The organism is Niallia sp. RD1, from assembly GCF_024219955.1.
In the GTDB taxonomy this organism is placed as follows: domain Bacteria; phylum Bacillota; class Bacilli; order Bacillales; family Cytobacillaceae; genus Niallia; species Niallia alba.
Genome location: NZ_CP100420.1, coordinates 4,273,011 through 4,296,899 on the forward strand (window position 1 = coordinate 4,273,011; position 23,889 = coordinate 4,296,899).

The 23,889-nt window shown below is 35.0% G+C and carries 19 protein-coding genes, 1 pseudogene and 1 riboswitch; of the genes and pseudogenes, 6 read left to right on the plus strand and 14 right to left on the minus strand.

Annotation, left to right across the window (positions count from 1 at the left end):
- Positions 1–473: 473 nt before the first annotated feature.
- Positions 474–2,909: a DNA topoisomerase IV subunit A gene (gene parC, locus NKG37_RS20575; RefSeq protein WP_016203663.1), complete on the minus strand. Its 2,436-nt coding sequence runs from the start codon at positions 2,907–2,909 to the stop codon at positions 474–476.
- A complete protein-coding gene (gene parE / locus NKG37_RS20580) occupies positions 2,906–4,885 on the minus strand; it encodes a DNA topoisomerase IV subunit B (protein ID WP_016203662.1) in 1,980 nt (659 codons plus the stop codon). Before parE ends, parC begins: the two co-directional genes overlap by 4 nt.
- 642 nt (positions 4,886–5,527) lie before the next feature.
- Between parE and NKG37_RS20585 the strand changes: the two genes are divergently transcribed.
- The 3 genes from NKG37_RS20585 to NKG37_RS20595 are packed head-to-tail and all read left to right on the plus strand — an operon-like array spanning position 5,528 to position 6,690.
- Positions 5,528–5,845: a helix-turn-helix domain-containing protein gene (locus NKG37_RS20585; protein WP_101729091.1), complete on the plus strand. Its 318-nt coding sequence runs from the start codon at positions 5,528–5,530 to the stop codon at positions 5,843–5,845.
- Positions 5,846–5,853: 8 nt separating this feature from the next.
- Positions 5,854–6,219, plus strand: coding sequence for an IS3 family transposase (locus tag NKG37_RS20590; RefSeq protein ID WP_254415270.1), 366 nt, complete (start codon positions 5,854–5,856; stop codon positions 6,217–6,219).
- Positions 6,220–6,276: 57 nt separating this feature from the next.
- Complete coding sequence (locus tag NKG37_RS20595; protein WP_254415271.1) at positions 6,277–6,690, plus strand: DDE-type integrase/transposase/recombinase; 414 nt, start codon at positions 6,277–6,279, stop codon at positions 6,688–6,690.
- Positions 6,691–6,963: 273 nt separating this feature from the next.
- Here NKG37_RS20595 and NKG37_RS20600 read toward each other — a convergent pair whose 3' ends face one another.
- The 5 genes and pseudogenes from NKG37_RS20600 to NKG37_RS20620 all read right to left on the minus strand — a co-directional run bounded on the left by NKG37_RS20600 (position 6,964) and on the right by NKG37_RS20620 (position 12,307).
- Positions 6,964–7,377 (minus strand): CoA-binding protein, encoded by a 414-nt coding sequence (locus tag NKG37_RS20600; protein ID WP_254415272.1) that lies wholly within the window; start codon positions 7,375–7,377, stop codon positions 6,964–6,966.
- Positions 7,378–7,510: 133 nt separating this feature from the next.
- Positions 7,511–8,200, minus strand: a complete 690-nt coding sequence (locus NKG37_RS20605; RefSeq protein ID WP_016203660.1) for a DNA alkylation repair protein — start codon at positions 8,198–8,200, stop codon at positions 7,511–7,513.
- A gap of 146 nt (positions 8,201–8,346) precedes the next feature.
- Complete coding sequence (locus tag NKG37_RS20610) at positions 8,347–10,059, minus strand: glycosyl hydrolase family 18 protein (protein WP_254415273.1); 1,713 nt, start codon at positions 10,057–10,059, stop codon at positions 8,347–8,349.
- Between the two features lie 175 nt (positions 10,060–10,234).
- Positions 10,235–10,390: pseudogene (locus NKG37_RS20615) on the minus strand (energy-coupled thiamine transporter ThiT); the annotation flags it as partial.
- A gap of 71 nt (positions 10,391–10,461) precedes the next feature.
- A riboswitch (TPP riboswitch) is annotated at positions 10,462–10,560 on the minus strand.
- A 268-nt stretch (positions 10,561–10,828) separates the two neighbouring features.
- Positions 10,829–12,307 carry an aminotransferase class V-fold PLP-dependent enzyme gene (locus NKG37_RS20620; protein WP_169188650.1) on the minus strand — a complete coding sequence of 493 codons (1,479 nt, stop codon included), beginning with the start codon at positions 12,305–12,307 and terminating at the stop codon, positions 10,829–10,831.
- A gap of 75 nt (positions 12,308–12,382) precedes the next feature.
- On the opposite strand from NKG37_RS20620, the gene NKG37_RS20625 reads away from it, so the two are divergent.
- A complete protein-coding gene (locus tag NKG37_RS20625; RefSeq protein ID WP_254415274.1) occupies positions 12,383–13,363 on the plus strand; it encodes a tyrosine-type recombinase/integrase in 981 nt (326 codons plus the stop codon).
- 1,219 nt (positions 13,364–14,582) lie between these two features.
- Positions 14,583–15,344: an N-acetylmuramoyl-L-alanine amidase gene (locus NKG37_RS20630; protein ID WP_160549543.1), complete on the plus strand. Its 762-nt coding sequence runs from the start codon at positions 14,583–14,585 to the stop codon at positions 15,342–15,344.
- 532 nt (positions 15,345–15,876) lie between these two features.
- Here the strand turns inward: NKG37_RS20630 and spoIIP are convergent.
- The 6 genes from spoIIP to NKG37_RS20660 all read right to left on the minus strand — a co-directional run bounded on the left by spoIIP (position 15,877) and on the right by NKG37_RS20660 (position 21,267).
- A complete protein-coding gene (spoIIP, locus tag NKG37_RS20635; protein ID WP_224428332.1) occupies positions 15,877–17,016 on the minus strand; it encodes a stage II sporulation protein P in 1,140 nt (379 codons plus the stop codon).
- A gap of 219 nt (positions 17,017–17,235) precedes the next feature.
- Positions 17,236–17,655 carry a 3-hydroxyacyl-ACP dehydratase FabZ gene (gene fabZ / locus NKG37_RS20640; protein ID WP_040344370.1) on the minus strand — a complete coding sequence of 140 codons (420 nt, stop codon included), beginning with the start codon at positions 17,653–17,655 and terminating at the stop codon, positions 17,236–17,238.
- Complete coding sequence (locus tag NKG37_RS20645; RefSeq protein ID WP_101731111.1) at positions 17,652–18,257, minus strand: lysophospholipid acyltransferase family protein; 606 nt, start codon at positions 18,255–18,257, stop codon at positions 17,652–17,654. The genes fabZ and NKG37_RS20645 overlap by 4 nt, the downstream gene beginning before the upstream one ends.
- A gap of 451 nt (positions 18,258–18,708) precedes the next feature.
- Positions 18,709–19,581 (minus strand): Cof-type HAD-IIB family hydrolase, encoded by an 873-nt coding sequence (locus NKG37_RS20650; RefSeq protein ID WP_016205401.1) that lies wholly within the window; start codon positions 19,579–19,581, stop codon positions 18,709–18,711.
- Positions 19,578–20,351 (minus strand): DeoR/GlpR family DNA-binding transcription regulator, encoded by a 774-nt coding sequence (locus NKG37_RS20655; protein WP_016205400.1) that lies wholly within the window; start codon positions 20,349–20,351, stop codon positions 19,578–19,580. Before NKG37_RS20655 ends, NKG37_RS20650 begins: the two co-directional genes overlap by 4 nt.
- Before the next feature lie 148 nt (positions 20,352–20,499).
- Positions 20,500–21,267, minus strand: coding sequence for an alpha/beta hydrolase family protein (locus tag NKG37_RS20660; protein WP_254415275.1), 768 nt, complete (start codon positions 21,265–21,267; stop codon positions 20,500–20,502).
- Positions 21,268–21,640: 373 nt separating this feature from the next.
- On the opposite strand from NKG37_RS20660, the gene NKG37_RS20665 reads away from it, so the two are divergent.
- Positions 21,641–22,432, plus strand: coding sequence for a histidinol-phosphatase HisJ family protein (locus NKG37_RS20665; protein WP_254415276.1), 792 nt, complete (start codon positions 21,641–21,643; stop codon positions 22,430–22,432).
- 445 nt (positions 22,433–22,877) lie between these two features.
- Here NKG37_RS20665 and manA read toward each other — a convergent pair whose 3' ends face one another.
- Positions 22,878–23,822, minus strand: coding sequence for a mannose-6-phosphate isomerase, class I (manA, locus tag NKG37_RS20670; protein ID WP_169188651.1), 945 nt, complete (start codon positions 23,820–23,822; stop codon positions 22,878–22,880).
- Between the last annotated feature and the right edge of the window lie 67 nt (positions 23,823–23,889).

Below are 23,889 nucleotides of genomic sequence, written 5' to 3' on the forward strand. Positions count from 1 at the left end.
TTGGCAAAAGTGGTTTTCATTCGTCTGATGAACGCCATTTTTCTTATCGTTCTTGGCAAAAGTGGTTTTCATTCGCCTGATGAACGCCATTTTTCTTATCTTTCTTGGCAAAAGTGGTTTTCATTCGTCTGATGAACGCCATTTTTCTTATCGTTCTTGGCAAAAGTGGTTTTCATTCGTCTGATGAACGCCATTTTTCTTATCGTTCTTGGCAAAAGTGGTTTTCATTCGTCTGATGAACGCCATTTTTCTTATCGTTCTTGGCAAAAGTGGTTTTCATTCGTCTGATGAACGCCATTTTTCTTATCGTTCTTGGCAAAAGTGGTTTTCATTCATTTACTACTGTATACCTCATTATCCCTCCCGCTCTAAAATTGCTGCTTTCTCTACAATCAAAACCAAATACTCTCAAAAAAAAGATTCCCAACCTGCAAAGACATTTTGCAAATTGGGAACCCCTCAAACTATTTTATTTACGCTTCATCGTGAGTAATTTTTTCTTCCCACAATTCTACAATTTTGCCTGCTTCTGTTTCATCAATAACAAAGGAACCATTTGAATAACGATCATTAAAGCGGAGCTCGCCAACTTTAACAGATTCTATTTCTCCTTTTTCTGTTTGAAGATAAACAGTATCTTGTGCTTCAAGTATAGCCATACCAACAACTCGATGCGGGTTCGCTTTTAATTCACGAAGCATGATTAAACCTCGTTTTGCTCTTCCAGAGAACTCAAATTCAGTTAGCTTCATTTTCTTTATCGAACCACGCTGTGTCATGATAACGACACTTTCTTTTTGAGGATTCGTAATAACCTTACCAGCTATGACATAATCATTATCTTTTAGATTAATGCCTTTGACACCAGCTGCTCTAGCACCAACGATATTAATTTCTTCTTCATGGAATCGTAGTGCATAACCAATATGTGTGGCAATTAACACTTCTTGTTTACCATTTGTAAGATGGACATCAACTACTTCATCGTCACCTTTAAGATTAATAGCTACTAATGGTTTTGAGTAACGCTGTGCTTTATAGTTAATCAATTCTGTTTTCTTTGCCATACCATTTTTCGTAAAGAAAAGCAGGTATTGAGGTCTTTCAAAGTCCTTAATTGGCATTGCCTTAATAATCGATTCATCTCGATCAATCGGAATAATATTTGAAATATGTTGACCTAAATCTTTCCAACGAATATCAGGCAATTCATGAACTGGTAAATATAAATAGTTGCCTTTGTCTGTGAACAATAACACAACTTCAGTTGTATTTACATCGATTTTAGCAAGAATTCTATCTGTATCCTTCATGCCAAAATCTTGACCATTGCTTGCTGCATAAGAACGTTGACTCGTACGTTTAATATAGCCATCTTTTGTAACCGTTACAATAACGTCTTCACTTGCTACTAATACTTCCAGATTGATTTTGATTTCTTCAATTTCATCTTGGATTAATGTACGTCTTTCGCTTACAAAGCGCTTTTTCACGTCTTTTAGTTCTTTTTTGATAACGGAAAGCAATTTCTTTTCACTTGCTAATATAGCAGTCCACTCGTCAATTTTATTCGCTAAGTCTTCTGCTTCTGCTTGTAATGCTGTTATATCTGTATTTGTTAAACGATATAATTGTAGTGACACGATTGCTTCTGCTTGTGGCTCAGTAAATTGAAAGGCGGCAATCAAGTTATTTTTCGCATCTCGTTTATCCTTTGATGCACGGATAGTTGCAATGACTTCATCTAGAATTGACAATGCTTTTATTAATCCATCTACAATATGTTGACGATCCTTTGCTTTTTGCAGATCAAATTCTGTACGACGCTTAATTGTTTCTTTTTGATGCTCTATATACGCATCTAATAATGCAATAATGCCCATAAGCTTTGGACGCTTGTTGTAAATGGCAACCATATTAAAGCTGTACGTAATTTGTAAATCTGTATTTTTAAATAAGAAATTTAAAATTCCATTTGCGTCGACTTCTTTTTTTAGCTCGATGACAATTCGTAAGCCTGTTCGATCTGTTTCATCTCTTACTTCTGCAATCCCTTCGACTTTTCGGTCTAATCGCAATTCATCGATCTTTTTAACGAGATTGCTTTTATTTAACTCATAAGGAACTTCCGTAATCACGATTTGCTGTTTACCGCCTCGTAATGTTTCAATATCGGTTTTTCCACGGACAATGATTTTTCCTTTACCGGTCTCATACGCTTTTTTAATGCCTTCTACCCCTTGGATAATTCCGCCTGTTGGAAAATCTGGACCTTTGATATGCTTCATAATGTCTTCTACTGTGCAATTTGGCGAATCCATTCGCTCAATTACACCATCAATTACTTCACCTAAATGATGGGGAGGTATATCTGTTGCATATCCTGCTGAAATACCTGTCGAGCCATTGACTAAAAGGTTTGGAAATTTTGCTGGCAAGACAGTTGGCTCATTCGATGTATCATCAAAGTTTGGAATGAAATCTACGGTTCTTTTTTCGATATCACGCAGTAATTCTGCAGAAATTGCCGAAAGTCTTGCTTCCGTATAACGCATTGCTGCCGGTGGATCTCCGTCAATACTTCCGTTATTTCCGTGCATTTCAATTAAAACATTCCGAACCTTCCACTCTTGACTCATACGCACCATAGCTTCATAAACGGATGAATCTCCATGTGGATGGTAATTACCGATAACGTTACCGACTGTTTTTGCTGATTTTCGAAAGTTTTTCTCATGTGTATTACCTTCTTCATGCATAGCATAAAGAATTCGACGCTGAACAGGCTTTAGTCCATCCCGTGCATCAGGTAAAGCCCGCTCTTGGATGATGTATTTACTATACCGTCCAAAACGATCACCGAGAACATCCTCCAAAGGCAAATCACGGTATTGCTCTAATGAACTCATGATGGGCTCTCCTCCTCAGTGACCATAATATTTTCGTTTTCCAGAATGTTACCTTCTTCTTCTAATCCGAATGCAACATTTGCTTCAATCCATTTTCTCCGTGGTTCTACTTTATCACCCATTAAAGTTGTTACACGACGTTCCGCTCGTGCAAGATCATCTATTTTAACACGTATTAACGTTCTAGTTTCCGGATTCATGGTTGTTTCCCATAATTGATCGGCATTCATCTCGCCAAGTCCTTTATATCGCTGCAAAATATAACCTTTGCCGATTTTTTTAATCGCATCTTGCAAGTCATCGTCACTCCATGAGTATTCGATTACTTCTTTTTTTCCAGAACCTTTACTTACCTTGTATAGAGGTGGTAGGGCGATGTATACTTTACCAGCTTCTACAAGTGGTTTCATATAACGATAGAAAAACGTTAATAGAAGTACTTGAATATGTGCCCCATCTGTATCCGCATCTGTCATAATAATGACTTTGTCATAGTTAGTGTCTTCTACATTAAAGTCCGCACCAACGCCTGCGCCGATCGCATGAATAATTGTATTAATCTCTTCATTTTTAAAGATATCTGCAAGCTTTGCTTTTTCCGTATTGATTACTTTCCCACGAAGAGGCAGTACTGCTTGGAAGCGACGATCTCTTCCTTGTTTTGCTGAACCACCCGCCGAATCTCCTTCCACTAAATATAATTCATTTTTCTGTGGATTTTTCGATTGGGCAGGTGTGAGCTTACCCGAAAGAACCGCTTCGCCGCGCTTACGCTTTTTCCCACTTCTTGCTTCTTCTCTTGCTTTTCGAGCTGCTTCTCTTGCTTGTGCTGCTTTAATCGATTTTTTAATTAAAAGCGAACTGACTTCAGGGTTTTCTTCAAAGAAATAGGCTAAGTGTTCCGATACAACGGCATCTACAGCAGATCTTGCTTCACTAGTCCCTAATTTTCCTTTTGTTTGTCCCTCGAATTGTAGTAAGTCTTCTGGTACTCGCACGGAAACTATTGCAGATAGACCCTCACGAATATCAGAACCATCTAAGTTTTTATCCTTTTCTTTGAGAAGACTAACTTTACGTGCATATTCATTAAACATCCGAGTCATTGCTGTTTTGGCACCAGCCTCATGTGTACCGCCGTCTTTCGTGCGGACATTATTAACAAATGACAAAACATTTTCTGAATAGCCATCGTTGAATTGAAAAGCATATTCTACTTCAATTCCATTACTTTCACCCTCAAGGCTAACTACTGGATGAAGTGTATCTTTCTCTTCGTTTAAGTATTCAACAAATGCTTCGATTCCATTTTCATAATGAAAGACACTTTGCTCATTGTTTCTTTCATCAATAATTTCAATTCTTAATCCTTTTAATAAAAAGGCAGATTCTCTTAATCGCTCACAAAGCGTTTCATAGTTATAAGTAGTCGTTGAAAAAATCGCTGGATCTGGCTTAAAGTGAATCGTTGTTCCAGTTTGATTTGTTTTTCCGACTTTTTCTAATGTTGTGACAGGTTTGCCGCCATTTTCAAAACGTTGTTCATAAATAAAGCCATCACGCTTTATCTTTACAACAACCCATTCTGATAATGCGTTAACTACCGAAGCCCCTACGCCATGTAGACCACCACTTGTTTTGTAGCCACCTTGTCCAAATTTTCCTCCAGCATGAAGAATGGTAAAGATAACTTCAGGAGTTGGCTTTCCAATCTTATGCATTCCAGTCGGCATTCCACGTCCTCTATCTTTAACACTTATGGAATTGTCACGATGAATTTTTACAATAATCGTATCTCCAAATCCAGCCAGTGCTTCATCGACTGCGTTATCTACAATTTCATATACAAGATGATGCAAACCTCTAGAATCTGTACTCCCGATATACATACCAGGACGTTTTCTTACAGCTTCTAAACCTTCTAACACTTGAATGGCATCATCATTATATTCGAATGCTTGCTGATTCTTTGCCACTGACATACCCCTTTCACTTCTACAAATCCGACATATTATCTTTCTATGTATCATGTCGAACAATTGTTTATGTATTCGTCTAAAAAACTAATTATCCTCTAAAATCAAAAAAATTTATCGGATAACTTCTTTTCTTGTTAGACGAGCTTAAAAGAAGGCTTTTCTTTCAACCTTCTTTTTTCTTTCAATTATATTGAATTATTATAAACAGTTGTTGATACCAATTCCCGAAATAGAACATTCGTTCTCATATCGTATTGTAGCACATAATTACATTTTCCACGTTTTTTTTCAAATTTTATCTTTCGATTTTTTCCCGGCAAAACCAATATTATACCAATCATCGCAAAAGCAAAAGAACTTTTTTAAAGAGGATTCCCTCTTTTTATCTATATTATGTTAACACAGATTCTTTGGAAAAACGAATAAGTTTCGAAAAACAATGTGCATTTTTAGCGCATGACAGCGTTTTATCCGTTCAAATTAACCAATTTTATTCACTATTCCTTTATAAAATAATAAAAAAAGGCAGAATGATTTTTTCTTAATTTGGACTAACCTAAATTAGTGAGACAATATAAAACACCTCCATAATGGCCATACTTGAAATAAGTATGGAATATTAATCGGAGGTGTTTTTGCATGGGCAAAAATATTTATACAAGTGAAATCAAATGGGCGGTAGTAAGGGACAAGCTTGAAGGGAAATTAACAACAAGAGAAATTATGGGTAAGTATGGAATTAAGAATAAATCTCAAGTTGAAACATGGATGAGATGGTATGAAAATGGGGAGATTTATCGGTTTGACCAACCAATCGGTAAACAATACACATTCGGACATGGTCCGGAATCTTTAAGCAAGGATGAGCGAATTAATAATCAACTTACTCACCTAAAGATGGAGAATGAAATCTTAAAAAAGTATTTGGCGATGAGAAAGGTGTCGATAAAAGGATAGTAGTACAATTGGTTGAACAATTTCGAGAAAAATATAGTGTTACCTCCATTTTAAAAGTATTGGAGGTTCCTCGTTCTAGTTATTACCGTTGGACAAAAGGTTTTGGGGAACATAAAAATGAGCATGAAGAGCTGATTATTGAAATCTGTAAGGCTACAAAATATAGAAATGGTCACCGTAAAATTAGAGCTATTTTAAAGCGAGATCATCATATTCATCTCAATAGGAATACAGTTCAAAAGATTATGCAGAAGTATCATTTGCAGTGTAGGGTGAAGCCGAAACGTAGATGGAAATCACAAGGAGAGAGTGAAGTAATCGCACCTAATATTATTAATCGAGATTTTAGCGCATGTAAACCAAATGAGAAGTAGGTAACGGATATTACGTATATTCAATATGGTAGCGAGACTCTATATCTGTCTACAATTATGGATTTGTACAATAATGAAATCATAGCTTATAAGGTTTATAACCATCAACAAACACCTTTAGTAATTGATACTTTGGAGGAAGCTCTAGATAAGCGGCATCAGCCAGAAGGAGTTATAATTCATTCTGATCAAGGAAGTGTGTATACTTCATATATCTTTCAAAATTATGTGAAAGAAATTCATATGATAAGTAGTATGTCCAGAAGAGGAAACTGTTGGGATAATGCGGTGATTGAATCTTTTCATTCAAATCTAAAAGCCGAGGAATTTCAGTATTGTAAGTTTAATACGTTATCGAATTTAGAGGTTATTTCTAGAGTAGAAGGATATATTCATCATTATAATGAAGATAGAATTCAAGCAAAATTAGGCTACTTAACTCCAAAAGAATTTGGGTTAAATGCAGCTTAATGGGGATTAGGGTTCACTTATCATGTAAAAAAGACGTGCACTTTATTTGGAGTGGCGGGCATGATAGCCTACAGATTCTATTGAAGATAGCTGGCTTCCTGGCTAAAGAATCTATGCCCGCAGAGGCTCCAAGTAAAGTGACAAAGTGCCTGAATTATTTCCAGTAAAGAACCAATATCAAATTAGTCGAAAAGTGTTAAATTTAATAATGGTTAGGTGTTTTATATATGTCTCATTTCGCTAGGTCAGTTCAAATCACTCTGCCTTTTTTTATTATTTTGTCATCGCATGTTCGACTTTAATGCAACGATCCATGATTACCGTATACCCTTTTTCTTTTAAATCATCAAACGTTTCTTCATGTACTAGTCCCAATTGTGCCCAAAATACATCTGCATCTATTTTTTCGAACTCAGCTGCAACCTCTGGCAAATATTCAGATCTTCTAAATACATTGACAATATCGACATGTCCTTCAATATCTGTTAACTGCTTAACCGCTTTAACTCCAAGTACCTCGTCTACAGTTGGATTAACAGGAGTAATTTCATATCCAGCATTTTTCATTGCTTCTGAAACCATATAAGAGGTCCTAGAAGGATTATCACTTAAACCAACAACCGCAATTCTCTTTGCTTTTTTTAAAATTTCACCAATTTCTTCACGACTTGGATTATTAATAGCCATTTTAACCGCTCCTTTTTCTATCATTTTTTATACGTTTCCCCAAATCAGGGAAGAAAAAACTACAGAAAGCATTCCTACATGCCACTTTAACAATAGCAAATTTTTCTAGTTTTCTAAAGAAAGTTGCATTTAATTAAATATATTTACTGCCTTCACGTATACTTAACTTAGATAAACTATGTTCGTGAATAAACTGTCTAACTGATTCTGGATTGGTTTTTGAGTATTCCCTTAAACTCCAGCCAATCGCTTTTTGAATAAAGAATTCCTTACTTGATGCATTATGCAAGATATATCGGTACAGGCGACTTTCTTCTGTATCTTCTTTATATTTAAGCTGAAATAGTATAGAAGCTCTTCGCAGCCATAAATGATCTCCATAAGCCCAAGTCTCTATTACTTCATCCTTCACTTCTGGAGCGATCTTTGCAATATGACCAACAGCATGAGGAGCAATGCTATCAACTGTATCCCACCAAGATTTCGTCATAATCAACTTTTCAAATAAGGGGAGGTCCTGCTTACTTATTTTTTTCAGTGATTTGTTTATATAATCTAACGCTGCATATTGGTATTCACGCTCCTTTTTCTCCCACAAACTTTGCACAAAATTTTGCTGAAAGTCTAACTTTAAAAGGTCTGTTTCTGAAAAAAACTGTTTCATCAGCGCTCTTCGTTCCGGTGTTTTAATACCTAAAAACTTGAAATGATTCTTCATATATTTTTCCATCGGTATGGCCTTTTCTCTATCCTGATTTTGATCAAATATAAAAGACAAGTTTTCTAATAAGTTACTAGTTAAATTATCCTTGGATTTATTCATAAATATGCTCCTTCTTGTTAACTTCATCATTACTTAACGGTTAAATCCATATTATAATTAAAATGAACCTCACAACAAGCATTTATTTCCAAATATAGTGTATAAAATGCAAAAACCACTTTCCTCAAAAGAAAGTGGTTTCTTCGTTACTGTTTCTTTGTTTCTAAGGATAGTGCATTCCATGCTGTTTCGTTTGCAAAAGTGCGGGACCAACTTGCAAGTCCAGCTAACTCATATTTTTCTACTAATACGGCTCTTTTTGCTAAAGATAGTTCATCTTCCAGCCAAATTTTATAGGTAGATTTTGTTTTCTCGTCAAAATATTCCCCATAGTTTTGACCGCTAACTTCATCGTACGTTGGTGTCACTTTATACTTTTCTAACCATTCCTCGACCTTTGCCATTGAAAGTGCCTTAGAAGATATTTCTCCGCTTTCCTTCTCTTCCCATAAACGAGCATATAAAGGTACACCTAAAACGAGCTTATCATTTGGAACAATATCGAGTAAGGTTTCTAAATTAGCCTCTACCCAAGGGAAACTCGCTACACTCCCAGCAATTGGACTTGTCGCCCAGTGCTCATCATATGCCATTACAACTAAATAATCGACGATTTCAGCTAGGTGGTCACGCTGTAAAAATGCAGAATAATTTCCGCCAGCGATAAACGTAATGTCCATGGACACTGTAATTCCCGCCTCATGTAAATATGGCGTTGCTTCTCTCACAAACTGAGTGACATATTTACCATCTTCTTCGCGAACATTTTCAATATCAATGTTAATCCCATCTAAATTATACATTTCACTATAGACTAAAAGTTGTCTAATTATTGCTTGCCTTTTCTGATAATCCTTCAATACTTCATGTGTATTATCAGGATCAAAATTATTAGAAAACAATCCCCATACTTGATAGCCTTGTTTATGCGCCCAATCTACGTATGCTTTTGATCCTAGATTACTAACATTGCCGTCATCTCCCGACAGCTTAAACCAAGTGGGAGAAACAACATTTACACCGTTCATTTTTGGAATGCTTGAAGTATCTGGATTTCTAGAGTATACGGCTTCCCAAGTTAATTGGATAGGACCGTTGATTTTATTCAGTTTTGGTTCCTTCTGTTCTAATTCTACTTGAACAACCGCCGATTTACCTTTTTCAACATATTTCTTTTTCACAAATCCAGCGATTCCATTCTCTTTTCTAACAAAATAAAAGTCTTCTTCTTCTTTTTCAATTGTTATATGCTCACCAGGAGCTAAGTCATCTGTATAAGGAGAGTATAATGTTGCTTCTGAACGCAATCTTGTGAAATCTTTTCTCACCTTTTTAGATGTAAATATCCCATCCGCTCTTTCTTGGCCATTTTCTTCTAAAAGAACAACATGCTTATCATCTAAAATGGTGTATTCGATTGGATAAAAACTTGCTAATGGATCAAGTGCAACATAAATCGTTCCATCCTCATCTCTTAATGGATGAAAAGAAAGCTCCGTATTTTTATCATTTACATAATAGGAAACGGAATCGGATGGAAATTGAATCACTTTATCTTTTGTCGTCACAATAACGGAATTACTATTTTCATCATACGTAATGCTGTCATCTATTTTTTCTTGCCATATTTTTAAAGGTAAATATACCGTATCCTTATCAAAGATTGCATTGCCGATCTGTTCCCCATTTAAGAAGATAGGGTTTTCTCCTTGAAAGTAATTTATCTTATCTTTATTACCGAATGGGTAAAAAATTAACAGGATAGTAGAGATTACAACTAATAATACAGCTAGAATAAAACCAATAAAGAGTTTTTTATTTGGCGTTTTTTTTTGAAAGGAATAATTTATTTGTGTCATTTGTACCTCCTTGAAGTAGTCCTTTTGTTGTTTCAATTACTAGAATAATAGACGTAATGAAAACAGAGCTAGTTTCATATTAACACAGATTTCGACAAAAAAAGAACCACCAGACATTGACAGATGGCTCTCTCCATATTAATCAAATAATTATACTTCCTCATTATATCCGATCTTTAAAGCCCCAACGGAATGCAACGATAAAAATAGGTACCATTGCAAAAGAAATTGAAGTATTAAATACAGGAATAGATGGCAATAAATCGAGAATAAGTGCAATTGCAGCCATGATCGCCACTTCTATCATGACAACTAATTTCATATTTTTCATAAAAAAATCTCCTTTTTTGTGCAGACCAAAAGGAGAACTTACGCGCGAAATGAATCATATAGTTTCTACTATATACATTCTTCCCACATTCCTACGTTAGCATTAACTAACAGGTTCGAAGGGTCAGATCAATGGATCACTCTCAGCATTACGCTCCCCTTGTGGTTTGCTTTTTATCAAATTAAATTTATTATAGCATAAATCGTTCTTCAAATATGTATTTTTATTAAATACAGAATTTTTCTTTTTTTTCAAAAGAAATTACCCAAACACTTTCTTAAATTGTTTGGGTTCCCGTTTTGCCTCTAATTAATATGATTCATCCTTTAATCAGTAAAAATTTGCTCGCCATAGTTATTATTTTTAGATGTATTTTTTCAAATATATAATATAGTCAGCTTGAAAAACTTTCTTGTTTAGCGATAAGCTTCTAAAAAGTCACACGGTAAACAAATCCTTCAAATCCATCTCGTTTCTTTTGACTGATTGATACTCACAACTTGACGGCTTCGTAACATAATCTCTCTTCCATTCTTCCTGATAGATTATAATCTTTTTAATCGCAGCTACAATATAATACACATCCTCGTTACTCATCGTAGGATGTAGGGAAATTCGAACCCAGCCTGGCTTGTGCGAAAAATCCCCATCTTGTATTTCCTTACTTAATTCTTTGGATTGTTTATGCGTAATCGGTAGTAAATAATGTCCATAAGGCCCCGCACATGAACACCCACCTCTTACTTGAATGCCAAAGCGATCATTAAGTAACTTCACGACTAAATCATAATGAATATCTTCGCAAATAATCGAAATAATCCCTAACCTATCTTCATTTTCCTCTTCTAAAATTCGAACTTTATTCAATTTTTTTAGTTCTGTTATTGCTAGATGTACTAATTCCTTCTCCCTTTGTTCTATTCTTTCTACTCCCATTTCTTCTTTTAGTTGAATACAGAGTGCAGATTTAATTGCCTGTAGAAACCCAGGTGTTCCCCCATCCTCTCTTTCTTCGTCATCCTTTTTGTATAAAATATCTCCCCATTCATTTGTGAAATCTACTGTTCCTCCGCCTGGATGATCTGGTATGCTTGAATAAATAAGTTCCTTTGCCATCACTAATACGCCGCTAGTGCCAGGACCACCTAAAAATTTATGGGGAGAGAAATAAATAGCGTCCAATCTTTCCTCTTTATTAGCCGGATGCATATTAATCGATACATAAGGGGCAGATGCTGCAAAATCGACAAAGCAATAGCCTTTATGCTTATGCATGATTTTCGCAAGCACGTGATAATTTGTTTTTCTTCCAGTCACATTGGAACAGGCAGTAAATGCCCCGATTTTTAATGGGATGTCTTTATATTCCACTAGCAATGATTCTAAATGGTCTATATCTACATCGCCCTTTTTGTTCGGTTTAACCATGATGACATCAGCATTTGTCTCGAGCCAAGATAAGTAATTTGAATGATGTTCCATATGTGTGACAAAGACCACAGCTATTTTTTCCTTTTTAGCACATGAATTTTTTAATCCTATAATTCTTTGTAATTTGTTGACTACTGCTGTCATGCCAAAACCATCAAACAATATAATATCATTCTCACCTGCATGAACGTGTTTTTTAATGATTCGTTTTGCTTCCTTATACGCTTTTGTCATATACGTACCTGTAATATTTGATTCTGTATGCGTATTAGCAACATAGGGACCTAATTTATGTGTAATCTTTTCTTCAATCGTTTTATATAATCTGCCACTTGCTGTCCAGTCAGCATATAGCAGCTTTTTAGTTCCATAAGGTGTAGAAAAGGTTAAGTTATTTCCAATGATATGATTCTTTATCTTTGAAAAATAATGCTCCAATTCAGTATTATAATGGTATATAGATTCACCAACTTTAATTCTGATCAATTTAAAAATCCCCTTTCTCTCTCCTTCTTTAACCTATGTTAAAATAAGAAGAGAGGTTATTGCATTTCGGATTGTTTGAAAAAAATTCATAAGAAGGATGGAACATATATGATGATTACCTTGCCTGATTATGCACTTGATTATATGGAGAATTTAAACCAATCTGGACGAAGCAAACTTACATTAAAACAGTACGAATCTGACTTAAAGAAATTTTTCAGCTGGCTCGATATCTACAAAGAAAACACTAAATTTGAAACAATAAAAGCATTACGAGCTGATGATATTCGCGCCTACTTTCATTATTTAAAGGAAAAGCAATTGTCGCAAGCTACTATACGTAGGCTAGCATCTGTTCTTAGTCGATTAATGATTTATCACCAATGTATCTGCGCTCATGAAATTCACAAACTAGCTGAAGCTGCCCCATTACGTACTCTAACGGACAAAGATTTTATAACCCAAAATGAATATAGCCTACTAGCGCAAATGCTATTAACAAAAGATGCAGAAGTTACAAAAAAATCAGCTCGAAATTATCTGTTGACAAGAAATTGGACAATTGTAGCATTGTTACGAACTTTTGGTCTTACACCTTTTGAACTACATAGTATCAAGATGAAGGATTTAAACCTTGCACAAGGTGAGCTTACGCTTAGTAGAGACACTACTCAATTAATCCTTTCCCTTCCTCACAACATTATGGCAAAATTACGAGATTACTATTTCTCAATTCCAGAATCGTTTCGGCCAAAGTATTATTCCAACGATCCCGTTTTTGTCGCTTTCAACAATATTTCTTATTCCTTTCAATATGATTATGATCGACAAAAGCCAAAAGTATTGTCTGTCCGTGCAATTCAAGAAATGATTAAAGATGAAGTAAGAAGAGCTGGATTGCGAAAAATTTCAGCTGTTAATTTCCGAAATACAGCCATTTTAGAGGAACTAGCAAACGGTGTGTGCGATGAGAACGTAATGCAGCAGTTTCATTTAACAAGTGAAGCAGCGCTAAGAAGATATAAACAATATTTACAGGAAAAAGAACAAAAATAGGCTTGACTAATAAGAAAAGCGAAGTGCACCCATTTAGGTACATTAGGCGGAGTGACATTTCCTGAGAAAAAGAAACTCGGTAAACGGTCGTTGAGTCGATTTTACTTACGAAAAGGAATAGTCGGAACTTTACAAACCGATTGGAGCTTAAACTAAATACCAAATTGACTTAAGAAACCTTATATTTTCTTGAATGTAAAAAAAGATGAACCTAAAATGAATAAGTAGTTCAGATAACGTGGAGAAAACTTAAAATCACAGCCCCAAAAACATACGTTTTCGCAACGTAAATAGCAAGCGAATTAACAATACAATTAACGCAACAAAAAAAAGAGGCTGGGACATAAGTATTCCAGTCATAGACAAACCCGAACAACTATCAAATAATCCTAAATGATTGTTCGGGTTTTATTAGTTTTATAAAAGGCTGTTTCAGTACAGTTAGTGTTAATATCCGCAGCCTGAATACACTTCGCTTTCCATGGGGCGAGCGCCGAGCCGCTTCGGCCTCTGGCCTGCAGGGTCTCGGACTTTCTCGCAGCTCCCATAGGAGTCTACGTGTATTCAGGCTGCTCCATATTTCCTACTAATTCATTTTTTCTAAAAAAAACAATATTTTTTAGGGAATTGCCTTTAAAAACAGAGTGGAATGGAGCGGAAGACACTCGACTCCTGCGGGAAGTAGAGCAATCTTTAGACCCCACAGGCTTTAGCCGAGGAGGCTTAGGTTGCTCCCCGGCGAATCGTGTTTCTGTAGCGCAATGGAACGAATTAGTTTTTACACTTGACTATATTTAAAAACATAAATAACCATTGTATAAAAGGAACCTTTATTTAAGAGATAAATTAGAGATTGTTCGTCTTTACAGATTGGCTATCTAGTTTTGTCCCAACCCCTTTTTTATAGAATGTGTTGTTCTTATTCAATTAAAGCCCCCGTTACTTTAAGTGCAGTATTTCACATTTTTTTATTAGCCCCCAACTATCAGCATTTTTTCAGCCAGAATATACTGTAGCCGTTACAGGTTGTCTAATTCCTGGATTTACTATTATGACTTCAATTAAAAGGAGGCTTAATAATGGGTACAAGACCTTGTAAAAAACATAATTGTAACGATTGTAATGATAATAGTTTTTGAGCATAATTTTATCTTTGATTTATTAGCCCAAGCATATTAGCACCTTTTTAATATATTATTAATGGAGGTGATGAATTAAGATGGTTAAACTTTTTATTGATCCTGGACATGGCGGTTCAGACCCTGGAGCTGTAGGAAATGGACTGCAAGAAAAGAATCTTACTTTACAGATAGCTATAACTCTAAGAGATATCTTATTGAATGAATACGAAGGTGTAACAATCCTAATGAGTAGAACAGGCGATCAAACTGTAAGCTTAAGTGAAAGAACAAATGCCGCAAACAATTGGGGAGCAGACTACTACCTTTCCATCCATATTAATGCTGGTGGGGGGACAGGCTTCGAAAGCTATATTTATCCTGGTGTTGGAGCCCCTACAACCACATATCGGGATATCATTCATGATGAAATTATTAAGGCAGTAGATTTTGTTGATCGTGGTAAAAAAACAGCTAACTTCCATGTATTACGGGAATCAAGAATGCCAGCTATGTTAACGGAAAATGGGTTTATAGATAACCCTAATGACGCTAAAAAATTAAAATCCACAAGTTTCTTAGCGACTATTGCCACAGGACACGCTAATGGACTAGCTAGGGCATTTAATTTAACGAGAAAACCAACTATTCTGTATAAAGTTCAAATAGGTGCATTTCGTATCAAGTCTAATGCGGACAAACTTGCTGCAGATGCAAGGTCAAAAGGATTCGATGCTATAGTTTTACTTAGAGATGGTTTATACAAAGTCCAAATTGGAGCTTTCACATCAAAAGAAAATGCAGAATCTTTAGCAACTAAAGCAAGGAATGCCGGATTTGATGCGATTGTGTATTCAGAATAATTAGTTATTCCTCCTAATATTGGTCTTCAAATAGAAAAAATGAGAAAGAGAGATTCACGATGTCTCTCTTTCTTCCTATTTCAACATACTTCAAAATTTATGTTTGTTTTTATCTTACAAATTTCTGCATCGCAAAAGAATTTACCTTCAATAGGAAAAAATAAAGTCCTATAACGGCTATGCTCCCTTGTTCAACAAACCTGCCTCGTTGAAGAACTAAATTTTCATAATCTTTAAGTGTATTTTACCACATACTGTTATAAATCCTTGATTTTTCTCGCAACAGACTGATAATCACATAGTATTTTACAAGTAAATTAGCACACTAATTCGCACAATGACAATAGGCATTGATTTTGGGTGCTATTTGTTATGATAGTTTGTTGTTAATTTCTTATAAAAACGTTGATATATCAAGGAAAATAGTTCTGCTATTTACTGTGCTAAAAGGTATGATAATCTATGTGCTATTTACGATGTTTCTCCACAAAAACTGAACTACTTATAAAATGAAGGTTCATCTTTTTTTACATTATTGCTGTGTTGCGTCATTTTCTTCCCAGTATACTTTGCTGAAAATCTCGGAAAATGCTTCAATACTGCGATTCAATTCTGCTTGTGTATTGTCTATTCCACCGACTTCTAGAAGAATAGCACGATCAGAGAAGTCCTGATTATATACCCCATTCCCTTCTTCTTTTCCTTTTAAGAATACGCCTCTAGAAATACCAGGATACTTCTTATCCAATTCTGCATGAAGCTTTTTCGCAAATTCCTGATTTTTTTCATAACCTTTGTTCGCATCACCAATAATAAAAAGCAATTTTGCATAGCTGTTTCCATCAATTGTTGCTGTAGTAGTTTTCTTTCTTGCAGAATCTCGGTGTATATCAATTAAATAGTTTAAATGTTTATTTTCGCTAACTGCTGTCTCCACTACCTCTTTTGAAACCGCATAAGATGAAAAAAAGTTCCAACCTCTATCAAGAAGTTTTTGGTTAATATTTGTTTTATCTAATTGAACTCCAATTCCTTCGTCTTGCAATAGATTACTTAGTTTATTACTCAATCCAACCACATTTGCTCGTTCATCCGAACTTACTGCTTCATTTTCATTCGCATTCTTTAAAAGTGGTAGATAGGCTTCTAAATTATGAGTATTGTAGACTAACACCGTTTTATTTTTAGGAGTAGCAACTGGTGCTTTATTCTCTGATGGTTTTTCTTCCTTCTCTACTTTTTCTTCATCCACTTCTTTCGGATTTTTCATAAGTTCTTCTGAAGGAGTAGACTCAAATGGTAGATTAGCAAGGCTTGTCCCTTCTTCTGCGACAACAATTTCTGTATGAAAAGAAGTCAAAGCAGGTAATTCTCTACCTAAAAGTGTACGCGTATCATCTAAACGAATATTAGTTGCTATTTGGAACAAGATATTTCCAAGAGAAAGTCCTTTCCCATCTGATTTTGGAAATAGATGATTTTCACTATGAAATATTTCCGTGTAAATTTCTGTTGAATTTACCGATTTTAAAATACTGGCAACATTATCTGAAGTCAATTTGAAGGAAAAAATAGAGGTCGTGATTCCTGCAATAAGGATAAACATTAGGATAATTCCTAATATTGTTGTATTCAAATATTGAATTAATGTACGTGTTTTGGAGGTTTGCATAATAAGTACATCCCCTTTCTCATTACAGATATATGCCAATCTACTAAAGAATAGTCTTGTAATCTATGAAATATTTGATAGGGAAATGTAATTATTTTAATGAATGATTTGAAGTTTTGTAAATTATTTGAATGCGTAAAATTTACTGATGAAGATAAGATGACAGCCAATATAAAAAGCCACTTTAATTATAATCTTTTAGTAAAGTGGCTTTTTATATTACTGAAATGCAAAAAGAAACTCCGCCTCGCAAATCAGTTCGCCAGCTACGGTCGCTTTTCCTTTTGCCTTCGCAAAGCTATTTTTCACCTTTTCTACCATGACTTCCATGCACAGCTCATCACCCGGAAAAACCGCTTTTCGTATTCTAGAATGATTTATCCCTGCTAGAAGAGCAAATTTATTACTATGTTTTTCTTCACTATGAATAGCTACTGCCGTAACTTGCGCAATCGCTTCAATAATAAGGACGCCTGGCATAATTGGATTATTTGGGTTTTGCCCTGTTGCAAATGTGTCTTCCTTATTGATTTGCTTAACCCCAACAGCCATTTGTCCTTCTTTTAACTCTAATATTTCATCTACTAGAGGCAGAGGATAACGACTTAGTATATCCTTTACTTTCTGTAGATTCATCATTTCTGACCGCCTCTTTTATCTAATTCATTTTGTAATTGGGCCATTACATCACTTAATTCTTTAGTAATATCAGCTGGATCTTTCTTTGTTCCATCCTCATTTTTTAAGGAAATTGGATCACCAAATATAACATGTATTTTTTTTCCCCTTAACAGTCCTTTTAAATCAGTTGGACCACTATATGCAGCTGGAACAATTGGTACCCTTGCCAAATTAGCGATTGTAGCAGCACCCTTTTTTAAAGGGACATCCTCTGAAGTCCTAGTGCCACTAGGAAAAATCCCGATAATCTTCTTTTCCTTTAGTAGTTTAACTGGCGTTTTAATACTGCTGGGACCAGGATTCTCTCTATCAACTGGAAAGGCATTTATGCTATAAAAAAATTTAGCTGATTGAGGTTTAGCAAATAACTCTTTTTTTGCCATGAAATGAATTTCATTTGGTAACAAAGAAGTACCGAGTGCCACAACATCGACCCATCCTATATGGGAACAAGCTACGACATAACCAGTATCCTTCGGTAATTTATTTTTATTAATTACTTTTGTTCTCCCAAAAATTTTTAAAACAACATTTGCAAATCGACTCGTAAATGCATACATTTTTTCTTTCTCCTTTATGTGCAAAATAACTTCATGTTTATTTATGTGATCTTTCACTATATGTAAGATTTTAATAAGCCACAATAAAATCATCATTTTAAATTATATCATCTACTATTAGTAGTAGATACTATATTTTTTACTACCTACTTATTATATCTCAAAATCGCTAAAAAAAATAGTGCTAAACCCCTACTAATAGGCGCAATAGTTCTAGAAAAAACGATTACTAGTCGATAATTATCATTTCTTTCGGGAATATGTTTTTAAATGGTATAAAAAAAGAAGAAGGATTCGCCTTCTTCTTTCAGACTGTAGACAAACCCCTGAATTTTAGAAATAGAAGTTTGGATATAGTATATTTATTAGTCCCTTTGAATAGAGATGTTGCTTTCCACTCCAAGCAACGCATGAAAATTCCATTTAAGTTTCTAAAAATCTTTTTTATAAATTATATAGCAATTGAAGATAAAACAAGTCGCTTAACCGTATTAGCTACGCCATGCTCATCATTCGTTTCAGCAATTTCAATTGAAGCATTTTTTACATCTTCTCTTGCGTTCCCCATAGCAACTGGATAGCCGACTTTTTCTAACATTGATAAATCATTCATACTATCACCCATTGCTAATATATCTTTTAATTGAACACCTAAATGTTTTGCTAGTTTTACTAATGCATTCCCTTTTGATGCATCCTTATGCTCAAATTCAAAATTATACGTACCAGATGTCACGAGTGTAATCGATGGATCATCTTTGAATGTTTCCCAACCTGCATCCAATTTTTGTTTATCAAAGGAAAAGGCTAAAATATTGTATACATCAATAGTAGGCATTTCTATTTCCTTATAACTATTAATATACGAAAAACCGGTTTGTGAAAATTGGGTAATTGCATGTTTCTCTAGTTCTGCTCGACTAATTTCTGGATTAGCTGTACAAAGTCGATCAAGCTCTATTTCAATTAATTGTCTCCCTCGTTGTGGCGAATATAGATAATCATTACTAAAAACCTCATAATAATAATCTCTTTCTTCCAACCATTGCAATAATTTCATCGCTTTCTGTTTATCCATGGGTACATGATCAAAACGGTTGCCTTCAGGGTCATGAATCGTTGCCCCATTAGCCGCAATTATCCATGTTTTTAAACCGGTATCTTTAAAAATTTCGATAACATCTGGATAGTTTCTCCCTGTTGCTACAATCACTTCTACGCCTTTTTCTTGTGCCATTTTCAAACTTTCCACATTTTGAGGACTAATTTTGCTTTCATGATTTAAAAGTGTTCCATCTAAATCTGTTACGATACATGAAATCATGCTTCTCCATCCCTTCTGTTTGCCACCAATAATTCAACACCATTTTCGTTTAGTAATTCTATAAACCAGTCTTCAGGTTCTTTATCTGTGATAAAGAGATCAATATCGGAAAGCTTAGCAAACTGATAAAAGTCGGTAATGCCAATCTTGCTATTATCCCCTACTACAATGACTTGCTTTGCTTGTTTCATCATCTTCTTTTTAACTGCGCCATCTTCTTCGTCGACAATAGTAAGTCCTTTTTCGGATATACCGACAATACCGATGAACACTTTATCTACATAATATTTATCTAATCGCTGAATTACAGAATTTCCATATAAATATCGATGTTCTTTTTGCATTACTCCACCTAATAAGTGAATTTTCGGCAATTGTTTATCTGATAAAATATCAGCCAAATTAATGGAGTTTGTGATCACCGTACATTCTTGGTTAATATAATTTCCCATTGCCTGAACGGTCGTAGAAGCATCTAGAATAATATGGTCATTATCTCTAACAAAGGATGCCGCTATTTTTCCAATAGCTTTCTTTTCTTCTGAAACGGATTTCAATCGATTATGATAATTATCTACTTTCCGATGAACTTTAGGTAATAGTGCACCACCTCTTGTTCGAATAATTGCCTGTTCCTCTTCAAGCTTTACTAAATCACGTCTAGCTGTATCACGAGAAACGTGAAAGAGGGAACAAATTTCTTCCACAGTAATTTTTTCATGCTGATTTAAATAGTGAACAATGTCTATTAATCTTTGTTCTTGTGCCATATTATCCCCTCAAATTCATTTCTTCTCTTTCTATTTTAAGTTATTTACTTAAAAGTTTCCACAATAACAAACTAAAATAAGTAAAATAATTATTTTCACTTAAAAAAACGCAAATGGATGCTGAATCTATCCATCTGCGTTTTTTTAATTAGTTACCTTCTAACCACTTGATCGTTCCATTTATTAATTGATTAAATTGACTTGAGGATGAAAATGTATGCTCTCCATTTTCAATAAGTAATGTTTCAACCGTTCCTTTATCTCTTCGTAAATACTCTTGTTTATATTCATTCAAATACTGATACGGAATATCCTTATCTGCTGTTCCGTGCGCTATAAGAACATCTCCAGAAAACTGTCGACAGCTTTCTAACGGGAAATAATCCGATAAAGAATCAAAATATGTTTGGTAAAACGAATAACCATAAAAATCAACTACTTCTTTTTCTGCTAATTCGGACAACCTTTCCTCTCCAAATATTCGTTTAATATCAAATGCTGGTTTCCCAACAGCAGCCCACTGAATTAAACGGCTAACGCGCGAATTGTTGATTGCAGTGAATAATGCGACTGCGCCACCAAGACTATGCCCTAGTAAAATAAGTTCTTTTATCGAGAGCTCATCATACGCAAATTGAATCATTGCTTCTGTCTGGTCAATTAAATCGGACAATCGATTCCTGCCATATTCACCACTAGATTCTCCACATCCCTTATAATCAAATCGAATCACTAAATAGCCCATTTCAGTAAGTAAATTACTTGCCTTAACAAACAGTCGGTCTACTCCAACTCTACTGCCAATCAACCCATGGCAGATAATTATTACTTTATATTCGTTGTAGATTTTATTTGGATAATCGACAGACAGTATGAGATCATCGTCCTTCCATTTGATTGTCTTTACCTCAGTCATCTCCACTTCCCCCTAATTACACATGATAATTATTCATTATATATTATTCCTACCTGTTTAGTAAGTTTAAAACAACAATTTTCTGAAATCTTTTTTTCATCATAAAGGAAAGTTACTTCCTTGGCAATTCATGTTTTAAAAAAACATTATGATAAAATAGACTATAGAGAAAATATTATCTACTGGTCAAATACAGGGAAACTTCCACCAGTGGGGTATTTCCTTCCTCCCCCACTGATGGTTAGTTGAGACAATCGGACCTTTACGGACAGCTGGTCTCCCACCTATCTTCCTAGTATTCTCATAAGCTTATGGTTAAGTCTTACTGTCCGTTAAGAGTTGGGATAAAATGGTCTATAAAAAGGAGATTCTTATGTATTATATTGATTACCATCACCATTCCAATCATTCTTTTGATTCGAAAGCAATACTGATGGAAATTTGCAAAGAGGCAATAACTAAAGGAGTGCAAGAAATTTGTTTTACGGAACACTTTTCGGTCAATCCAAATGCTCCTACCTATGGACATATGAATTGGCCAAACTACCTAGCAGATATCCAGAAATGCCAAGTTATTTATGAAGATCAACTTCTAATAAAGATAGGAATTGAATTATGCGAACCACATTTAATGCGCGAACAATATAAAGCTGTTTTATCAACAATTCCTTTTGATTATGTACTCGGCTCTGTTCATAATCTTGCTGGTCTAACACTTCGTAAATATATGAACGCACACCCAAACGAGGATATTTATCTCGCCTATTTTAAAGAGATGTATGAATTAGTTACATATGCAGATATCGATGTGCTTGCACATTTTGACTTAATGAAACGATATGCGCATGCTACAAGAGGAATATATACCTTTGCAGACTATCAAGAAATTATTAGTTCCATATTAAAAATGGCTATAAAAAGAGGAATTGGATTAGAAATTAATACTTCTGGTTGGAGAACAAAATTAAATGAATCATTGCCATTTCTAGAAGTTTTAAAGTTATATAAAGAATTAGGAGGCGAAATACTAACGATTGGCTCTGATTCCCATAAAAAAGAAGATGTTGGCGCAGGCTTCACAGAAGCACTTAATTTAGCAAAAGAAGCTGGTTTCTCTTCCTATTATACATTTGAAAAAAGAAAACCAATACGAATAGACATGTGAAATTAGGATATTGGTCTAAATTAGATCTCTAAATAAATAAAAAGAGGCTGGGACATAAGTATTCCAGCCAAGGATAATTCCGAACAATTATACGAAGATGCTAATGAATGTTCCGTATAATTGTTCGGGCTTTTATTTGTTTTTCAAAGGATGTTTCCATGAAGTTTGGTGCGATTCCCCGCAGCCGGAATACACTTCGCTTTCCATGGGGCTCGCGCTGAGCCGCTTCGGCCTGTGGCCTGCAGGGTCTCAGACTGTCTCGCTAATCCCATAGGAGTCTTCGTGTATTCCGGCTGCTCTGTTTTTCCAACTAATTATATTTCCTCTTGTAAAAAGTATGCGAAAGCAGCCGCTATTTACTAGCTATATTAGAAATTGTTCGTCTTTACAGAGTATCTATTTAGTTATGTCCCATCCTCTTTTTATTTATCTAAACAAACTACTTTTAAATATAGGAAACAATTAACTCTGCTTTCCCATTTAATTCAAATGCACCAAATTTATTTGGCAGCAAGAAATGATCTCCTTTTTGGAAAGCAAATTCTTTCCCATCCTTTTCTAGAGAGCCGTCTCCCTCAATTACGCTACATAATAAGAAAGATTGCTCTTGCTCTCTATTTGCTTTTCCATCTAATGCCCATTTTTCAACTGTAAAATAATCGCATTCAACAAAGTTGGTAATTTCCAAATCTCCTTTTTGCTCAACGGTTGGAGAAGTTGCTGCTAATTGGTGTGGGACTGTTGTTACATTAATTGATTGCTCAATATGTAATTCCCTTTTATTACCTTCACTATCTGTACGATCATAATCATAGACACGATAAGTTGTATCTGAGTTTTGCTGTGTTTCAAGTATGATAATACCTTCTCCAATAGCATGAATTGTTCCACTAGGTACAAAGAAGAAATCGCCTTTCTTTACTGGTACCTTGTTTAATAGCTCATCCCATCTGTTTTCAGCTATCATCGCTTTTAATTCTTCTTTTGTGTTTGCATGATGGCCAAAGATGATTTCTGCCCCATCCTGACAATCAATAATATACCAACATTCTGTTTTCCCAAGCTCCCCATTTTCATGAACTTTTGCATAATCATCATTCGGATGGACTTGTACAGATAAGTCTTGATTTGCATCTAATATTTTTGTTAATAATGGAAAACGATCACCATCTATATTTCCAAAAAGCTCACGATGATTTTCCCATAATTCTTCTAAATTTTTACCTGCTAGCGGTCCGTTCTTAACCATACTTTGTCCGTGCGGATGTGCGGAAAACGCCCAGCATTCCCCTGTTATTTCACTCGGTATATCATAACCAAAGCTACGGAGCGCAGTACCTCCCCAAATTCTTTCTTTAAATACTGGTTTAAAAAATAATGGCTCGTTCATTTGATAATGGAACTCCTTCTTTACAATATTTACAAAACTATTCTAACATATTCCGTAATAAAACGGT